This window comes from Microcoleus sp. AT3-D2, from assembly GCF_036705715.1.
In the GTDB taxonomy this organism is placed as follows: domain Bacteria; phylum Cyanobacteriota; class Cyanobacteriia; order Cyanobacteriales; family Microcoleaceae; genus Microcoleus.
In genome coordinates, this window is record NZ_JAUBVE010000035.1 from 52,627 (window position 1) to 60,961 (window position 8,335).

Here is an 8,335-nt window from a genome sequence, read left to right on the forward strand (position 1 = left end):
TATGCGTCCACTCGAACTTATTCTCGAAGGATTTACCAGCTTCCACCGCGAACAGCGTTTAGATTTTTCTCAACTCGATTTGTTTGCAATTACTGGTGCTACAGGTGCGGGCAAATCTTCACTGTTAGATGCCATGACTTACGCTCTTTTTGGCACTACTACTCGCAGTGGCAAACAAGTAAGTGATTTGGCAAGTCAAGGTAGCGAAAATTTAAAAGTGCAGTTGCGTTTTGCTGTGGGTTCGGCACAGTATCGGGTGACGCGGAGGTGGCGTTTTCGTCCGAAATCTCCCGAAAATAAGGTGATTTTGGACAACTGGCAAAATGGTCAATGGGAAACTTTGGGAACGAGTATTGTTGCTGTTCAAAATACCATTGAACAGATTTTAGGAATGGATTTTGATACTTTTACGCGAGCAATTGTTCTGCCTCAAGGCAAGTTTGATGAGTTTATTAAAGGGGATACTTCAAAACGTCGGGAAATTTTGCGGCAGCTAGCAGGATTTGAGATTTTTGAGCAGATGCGGAAGGAAACAAATGAGCTCGCAAAGTTGCTAAAACAGGAACGGGAAATGGTGGAAAGGCAGCTAGCGGATTTAAGTGCGCCGACGGCTGATGAGGTGGCTCAAAGACGATCGCAACTTTTGATTTTAGAGCAGCAGTTGCCTGAGTTCGATCGCACCGTTATGAAAGCTCAGAAGGATTTAGATGAAGAGGAACAGCTATTTTCGCAAATTGCTCGCTGGCAAGAGCTGCAACAAGAACTGGCTAAATTAAATGCTAATTCTGCAGAGGTGACAATTTTAGCTCAGCGTTTAGAAAGAGCGCAAGCTGCCAATCATTTACAGGGAGATTGGGCTTTAGTGCGATCGGCTCGCAGTCAGTATGAAACTGCCGAAAGTGCCTCGGTGGCAGCGCGAAAGCATTTAATTAAAGCTCGCTTTGAGCTGGCAGTAGAGCAGCAGAAACTTGACGCAGCCAAAGCCAAAGAAGAGGTACTAGCGCCACAAATTAAGGCTCGCGAAGATGCTCTAGCTGCTGCTAAAGTATATGAAGAACAGCGCGCTCAATTAGAAAAAGAAGTGGCGCTTGCCCAAAAAATTCAACAGGAAAAACTCCGCTTTTTTATGGCAGCAGATAAAGATCTGCAAGCTGCTAACACTAAAATTCAAGGCGCGGGTTTTCGAGTTACTCAAGCAGCGGCACAGCTCGCACAGTATGCGCCGGGAGGAAAGCGTTTAGAGCAATTGCAGCAAATTTCACCCTTATTGATGGAAATTCAGCTAATTACCAAGCAGCAAAATACTCAGCAAGAACAGTTGGATAAATCTCTGGGCCAGAAGGAAAGCGCTCAAAAAAATTATGTGGAGGCTACTAGTAATTTAGAAGCCGTTGAACTCAGGCTAAAAGAGTGCGCCCGCGAGTTAGAAGTGGCGGAAACTGCTAATGCGGAAGCGGCACGTTTAGAGAGTGTTGCTGCTATTAGAATGTCGCTGAATTCTGGCGATACTTGCCCGGTGTGCGGGGGGGTGCATCCTGAGAGCGAGAGCCTCCCTCCTTTGCCAGATTCTAATATTGTCGATGTCGCTGATTTGCGGCGGAAATTTGCGGCGGCAAATCAGATTTTTCAAGATGCTCAAAGGTTGCTGGCGGAGGGAAAAAGTACAGCTTCAGCTTGCCAGCAAAAAGAGTCAGAAATTGCTCAAATGCTGGAATTAACGGGGAATAGAGTTGCCGAATTGCAGCAGCAAATTACTCAAGTTCTGGAAGATTCTCAGTGGGAAAGCTTGGGGTTGCAGCAGGAGTTGGCAATCCTTAAAGAGAGCGATCGCCAATACCGCCAAACCGAACAGCAGTTCCAACTGGCATCATTGGAATATGATAATTTTCAGGAAAGATTTAATATGGCGGTGGCGACTCAAGCAGCTAAACAGCAGGAATATCAAGATGCGATCGCCGAATCAGACCGCCGCCAGCAGCAGTTCCAAAGTTGTGTAAATGCGCTTTATCAAATTACGGAATATCAACCTTATGCTAATTTAGCAAAAGTCTTAGAACAAGACAAGCAAGACTTGGCAAATCTGCTTAAAGTGGCCGAAAAATCATATCAAACTGCTCAAAATAAGGTTATTCAAGCAGCAGAGAGAGAGCAACAAGCTGGAGAGGCTTTTGGGCAAGCCCAAGCCCAGAAACAGCAGCTAAACCTGGATTGGTCAGCAAAATTAACGGCGGCTGATTTCACAGAAGAGACATTTTTAGCAGCGGTTGCGACAGTTAAAGAACAATCTGAATGGGAAAATGCTATTCGCTCTCACCGCGAATCAAAAATTCAGTTAGAGACGCGGGCGAAAGATTTGAGCGAGGCGATCGCAGGCAGAACTACCGATGAGAATACTTTAGCACAAGTGCGATCGGCAAAACATACCGCCCAAGAAAACCTCAAACAAGCCAACAACAATCGCGCCGAACTTTTAGCTTGGATTCAAGTAGCAGCCCAAAATCTCGAACAAGCCGAAAGACTGTCACAGCAAATCACAAATTTCACCGAACAAGAGCAAACTTATCACACCTTAGCGCAGAACCTCAAATCCAACGAATTTCAATCCTACATTTTAGAACATTTAGAAGCAGAATTAGTCGGCAGCGCCACCTTAATTTTGCAAGAATTAACCGAAAATCGCTACAAACTAAAAAACCAAGACGGCGAATACTGGGTAGCAGATAATTGGAACGGTGGCGAAGCGAGACGAGTGCGAACCCTTTCCGGCGGCGAAACCTTTGCAACTTCCTTATCAATGGCTTTAGCTTTGTCAGAAAAACTGTCTCAAGGAACTCACTTGGGCAGCTTATTTCTTGATGAAGGATTTGGCACTTTAGATACCGAAACTCTCGAAAGCGTTACTCAAATTTTAGAATCTTTGCGGCAGCGAGACAGGCTGATTGGAGTGATTACCCACGTTCGAGAATTGGGCGAAAGATTGCCCGCACAAGTTAAAGTGTTTAAGTCGCCGCAAGGTTCTAAAATAGAATTACATAGATCCTGAAGCGGAGAGGCGAGTGCGTGAAATAGTAAACTTGCTTCAGGACGTACATTATCACGAAACCTGCCCTACAATTACCTATAATATATGATGAAAAATCACGCGACTCGGATGCAATCGGTACAGTCGCCCATAATTCCAGTAGTTGGAGAACTGATTCGCCAAAATCCGGGAACGATATCATTAGGACAAGGCGTAGTTTACTACAATCCGCCACAAGAATCATTTGACAAAATTCCCGAATTCTTTGCAAATCCCGACAATCACAAATACAAAGCGGTCGAAGGAATTCCACAATTACAGGATGCAATCGCAGCCAAACTAAAAACCGATAACGACATAGAAATTAATAGCAAAAACTGCATTGTCGTTACCGCCGGCAGCAACATGGGATTTACCAACGCCATTCTCGCCATCACTTCGGCGGGGGACGAAGTTATTATCCAATCACCTTATTACTTCAACCACGAAATGGCGACAATCATGGCAAATTGCCGACCAGTCATAGTAGAAACCGACGCCAACTATCAACTTAACATCGATGCTATAAAAAAAGCAATTACCGACAAAACGCGAGCCATAGTTACCATTTCACCAAATAATCCCACTGGTGTTGTTTATTCGGTCGAAGCACTCCGGGAAGTTAACGAAATTTGTCGCCAGCACAACATCTATCACATCAGCGATGAAGCCTACGAATATTTTACTTATAACGGCGTAAAACACTGTTCGCCCGCCGCTTTTCCCAACAGCAGCGAACATACAATTTCTCTGTTTAGCCTCTCCAAAGCCTACGGTTTTGCGAGTTGGCGGATCGGGTATATGGTAATACCAGAACACTTGCTGGTTTCTGTGAGAAAGATTCAAGATACCATCTTAATTTGTCCGCCCGTAATTTCTCAGTATGCAGCCCTGGGAGCCTTGCAAGTTGGTAGAGGTTACTGCGATAATTATGTAAGGGCGATCGCATCCGTGCGCCAACTCGTATTAGACGAACTCAATACCATCCAAAATTTGTGTACAATTTCCCCTGCCTGCGGAGCTTTCTACTTTTTCTTGAAAGTTGATACTGAACTCGATACAATGGAATTAGTAGAAAAATTAATTCGTGAATATCGCGTAGCCGTGCTTCCCGGTACAACATTCGGCATGGATAGCGGCTGCTATTTGCGGGTTGCTTATGGTGCTTTGGAAAAAGCAACCGCCACCGCAGGTATTAGGAGATTAGTTAAAGGTTTGAAGACAATTTTAAACAAGTAAAATAGGAAATTTAAAAATGGTTGCCACTAACTTAAAAGCAAATACAAAGATTCAAGATACTTCCGCTTCAAAACTGGCAGATTTGCGCGATTTGATGGCAGATTACGACTTAGATTGCTATTACATCCCAGCGGTTGACGAACATTTAAATTTATCAGTTCCAGCAGCCAAGCAGCGACGAGCTTGGATGTGCGGTTTTACGGGTTCCGCTGGTGATTTGTTGGTTGGCAAAGATTCCGCTTGGTTGTTTGTGGATTCCCGCTATTACGAACAAGCCGAATTGCAAGTCGATACTGGAATTATTCAAATATCGAAACTCGGCTTAGAAGGAAATTTAACCTTAATTGAAACTTTAGAAAAACTGGCTGTAGAATCGACCGAAAAATCAAGGAAAATTCGCATGGGTTTTGACCCGTTTACTGTAGCGACAGAGCAATATCAAAATTGGGTGAAAAAATTTGCAACTGCGGAGATTGATCTCATACCAATCCGGGAGAATTTGACAGACAAAGTGCGATCGCAAACTCCTTGGCAAACAGCAGAGACTTTACCCGCGATTGATGCAGAACCCATATTTAGCTTACCTGTATCCCTGACAGGAGAAACCGCCGCCGAAAAATTAGCCAGAGTTAGGGAAGCGATGCAAAAAGCCAATATCGATGTGCTTCCGATTACCAACTTGAATCAAATAGCGTGGCTGTTCAATCTCCGAGGCTCGGATATTCCCCACATTCCCATTTTCATATCCTATGCCATTGTTACCACAGATTCAGCGTTTTTGTTTACAAATCCCGAACGAATTTCACCAGAAATCAAGCAAGAATTGCGGGCGGATGTAACTTTGCTTCCCTACGCCGACTATCCGCATACATTAGAAACTTGCGTAAATTTGCCACATAAAGTTCGGGTACTTTTAGACCAGAAACACAGCACAGCAGGCACGTACCAGTTAATATTAAACCATCAAGAAGCGCAGTTATACAACATCGAAATAGTTTTTGATACTCATCCAGTAGAAGGGATGAAAGCTCGCAAAAATCCGGTTGAAATCGAGCAGATGAAATCAGCAAATTTCAAAGCAAGCCGAGCGAAAACTTTGGCTTTAAAGTGGTTGACAGAACAGCTAGAAAATGGTAATGTAGTGACAGAGTTTGATGTCAAAGAAAGCATCGAAAAATTTTACCAGCAAGAAACAGATTTTCAGACTTTAACTTTTAGAACGATCGCCGGTGCGGGAGCCAATAGCTCGATCGTACATTACGGAACCCCCAGCCCTGAAATAACGTTAAAGCCGGGGGAACTGCTGTTATTGGACTCAGGGGCGCAATATTTAGCAGGTACAACCGACGATACGAGAACAGTAAGTATCGGAGAACCGACGGCGCTACAAATAGAACACTACACAACAGTGTTAATCGCGCACATCAACTGTGCAATGCAGCAATTCCCCAAAGGAACAACGGGAGCGCAATTAGATGCGATCGCCCGCGCGGTATTATGGCAACAACAACTAGACTACGGACATGGTACAGGGCACGGAGTCGGCGCGTTTTTAGCCGGTCACGAAGGGCCAAACGGCATCAGCAAATCTGTGCAGTATCCCCTGGAAGCCGGAATGGTAACTAGCATCGAACCGGGATATTACGAACCGGGATGGGGCGGAATTCGCATCGAAAATCTCTATGTTGTCAGGGAAATGCCATCAAAAAACGGTACGGTTTGGTACGGATTTGAAACGCTGACGTATATTCCGTTTGAGCGCAAATTGATTAATGTCGATCGGCTGTCAAAGACTCAACTAGCATGGTTGAATAATTATCATGCTGCTGTAGTCGAGAAACTGGAACCCGTACTTGATGCAGCAACAATTGAATGGTTGAAAACAGCCTGCGCTGCGTTAGGTTAAGCCTTGTAATTTGTCGCACATTTAACTTGTGCACCTATTTTTCGGGAAACTCTTGTGGGGTGGGCACGCGAGCCCGCCCCAAAGGTACAAAATAGCACATATCAGATAGGGACACGGCACTGCCATGTCCCTACTGTATTTAATCCGATATTTAATCCGATTGAAAACTGCTATAAAGCTGGTGACAGGATTTGAACCTGCGACAGGCTGATTACAAATCAGGTAGCTTTAACTACTTTTAAGGTAAACAAACGCCTGGAAGCTTTACTAGATACCCTCTGTCCAAGAAACTGGGTATGAGGCGGGTATGAAATTTACCCATACCCAAAATTATGTTCATCAACCAGGATAACACTAAAGATGGTGTAGTAGCTAAGTACGGTAAGGTGTCGGTAGAGCGATTCCAAGGTAGCTATCGTATTCGCTGGCGGTTCAATGGTCAGCGTTACGTGATAACCGTCGGTAAAGCTGATACTGATACTACTCTCAAGGTAGCCAGTGCTAAGGCTCAAGAAATCAACAGCGATATCCTAATGGAACGCTTCGATGAGAGTCTAGCTAAATATTCTCCTAAACACGCACAAGCACTAGCACCTGTACAACGGGTAACTAAGGTTAATCTAGCTGATGTTTGGGAACACTACAAGGAAGCCAATCTACAGCGAGTAGCTAAAACAACTCAAAAAAAAGACTGGAAAGAAGTAGAGAGGTGCTTAACTAAAGTTTCCAGTGAAGCTCTTGACCTTGACAATCCTCACTTACTATTGCAGGAATTATTGGAGCATTACAGTTCCAGCACCCTAAAAAAAGCAATTGCTAACATCAATGCTGCCTGCAACTATTCTGTTGAGACTAAATTAATCAGTGATAATCCCTATCACAATCTCAAAAAGCAACTGCCTAAAGGACAAAAAAGTAAACGTTCTAAAGAATGCTTTGAGCCTGAAGAAGTTAGAGGATATCTGAATCAAGATAATTTTCTCAATCGGCAATGGCGTCCTGTAGTAATCAAACTGTACCAGTCTGGAAAAATTAGCCAATACCTACCCTGTTATAATCTTCGGCACTCATTCATCACTCGCTTAATTCGCGATGGTTATGATCCATCTACCGTAGCAGCACTGGTAGGCAATAGTCCTCAAGTTATTCTAGACCATTACCTAGCAGCTAAGAAGGATTTAACCTTACCTGAGTTGTAAGTGTCGTAAATAAAACAGAAAATCAAGAGGATAGAGGCGAAAAACTTCTATCCTTTTCATTGATGTGCGTTGGTACGGTTTACCGAACATCATCAAATACGGTTATTTCTACCTTACTTACTCTGTCGATTCAATTAAGGACTTTCTATAATGAGTAATAGGTAAACACTGAACCTTGACAATTTAGGAGTCTCTTATTTTCTTGTCTTATCAGCAAGAACTTAGAGATTCTAGGTTTCTAGCGATTTTGCTATGGCAATCTCCGTTAGAACATTTTCGGGGTGTTTATATGATTTTTTTCTCTATATTTTTGACTATTTTTTAATATGACGAATTACCAAGGAACCAAAGCAATTATTGCTAATAACTTTGCTGATCAGTTAAAGCTTAACAAAGTCACCAAGGATATTTACTTGGAGGGAGAACTATTTGACTTACCTAAGTTTAGGTATCAGGTTTCTCTCCAGCATAATACAGTCCTAAAAAATGATAAGTATATCTATGAACTAGCCCACATCTACGCTAGTAAAAATCTCTTCTCTCCCTTAGAGGATTACTTAAGTGAATGCGAGTCTAAGTTCCCAGATATAGACTACAAAGATGTTTTTAGAGAGCTTAATGAGAAAGTCCTACATATTGACCCTGATGCCTTAGAAGGAGTATTTTTACCTAAGACTTTAGTAGGTGCAGTAGCTAGAGTATTTCAGCCCGGTTGTCAATTTGATACTGTACTTATACTTAAAGGTTCTCAAGGGTTTTATAAGACTTCTTTCTTCAAAGCATTAGCAGGAGAGGACTTATTTACTTCTATGACTTTGCAAGCTTATAGCAAAGATGAACAGATGGTTTGCAATCAGGGCTATTTCATTCTAAACAGCTTCTTCAAAACGTCTAGACCATAGCCCGCGAGCCGTTGTGCCTGTGCCATAT

5 protein-coding genes are annotated in these 8,335 nt (G+C 43.1%); all 5 read left to right on the plus strand.

Annotation, left to right across the window (positions count from 1 at the left end; genetic code table 11):
- Position 1: 1 nt before the first annotated feature.
- The 5 genes from QUB44_RS16310 to QUB44_RS16330 all read left to right on the plus strand — a co-directional run bounded on the left by QUB44_RS16310 (position 2) and on the right by QUB44_RS16330 (position 8,307).
- A complete protein-coding gene (locus QUB44_RS16310; protein WP_333369276.1) occupies positions 2-3,043 on the plus strand; it encodes an SMC family ATPase in 3,042 nt (1,013 codons plus the stop codon).
- Between the two features lie 87 nt (positions 3,044-3,130).
- A complete protein-coding gene (locus QUB44_RS16315) occupies positions 3,131-4,300 on the plus strand; it encodes a pyridoxal phosphate-dependent aminotransferase (RefSeq protein WP_333369290.1) in 1,170 nt (389 codons plus the stop codon).
- Between the two features lie 16 nt (positions 4,301-4,316).
- Positions 4,317-6,206: an aminopeptidase P family protein gene (locus tag QUB44_RS16320; RefSeq protein WP_333369278.1), complete on the plus strand. Its 1,890-nt coding sequence runs from the start codon at positions 4,317-4,319 to the stop codon at positions 6,204-6,206.
- A 332-nt stretch (positions 6,207-6,538) separates the two neighbouring features.
- Complete coding sequence (locus QUB44_RS16325) at positions 6,539-7,405, plus strand: Arm DNA-binding domain-containing protein (RefSeq protein ID WP_333369280.1); 867 nt, start codon at positions 6,539-6,541, stop codon at positions 7,403-7,405.
- Between the two features lie 326 nt (positions 7,406-7,731).
- Positions 7,732-8,307, plus strand: coding sequence for a VapE domain-containing protein (locus QUB44_RS16330; RefSeq protein WP_333369282.1), 576 nt, complete (start codon positions 7,732-7,734; stop codon positions 8,305-8,307).
- Positions 8,308-8,335: the final 28 nt, after the last annotated feature.

Coding starts and splice junctions, on each gene's coding strand:
- QUB44_RS16310 (WP_333369276.1), top strand. CDS start 2: ATGCGTCCACTCGAACTTATTCTCGAAGGATTTACCAGCTTCCACCGC.
- QUB44_RS16315 (WP_333369290.1), top strand. CDS start 3,131: ATGAAAAATCACGCGACTCGGATGCAATCGGTACAGTCGCCCATAATT.
- QUB44_RS16320 (WP_333369278.1), top strand. CDS start 4,317: ATGGTTGCCACTAACTTAAAAGCAAATACAAAGATTCAAGATACTTCC.
- QUB44_RS16325 (WP_333369280.1), top strand. CDS start 6,539: ATGTTCATCAACCAGGATAACACTAAAGATGGTGTAGTAGCTAAGTAC.
- QUB44_RS16330 (WP_333369282.1), top strand. CDS start 7,732: ATGACGAATTACCAAGGAACCAAAGCAATTATTGCTAATAACTTTGCT.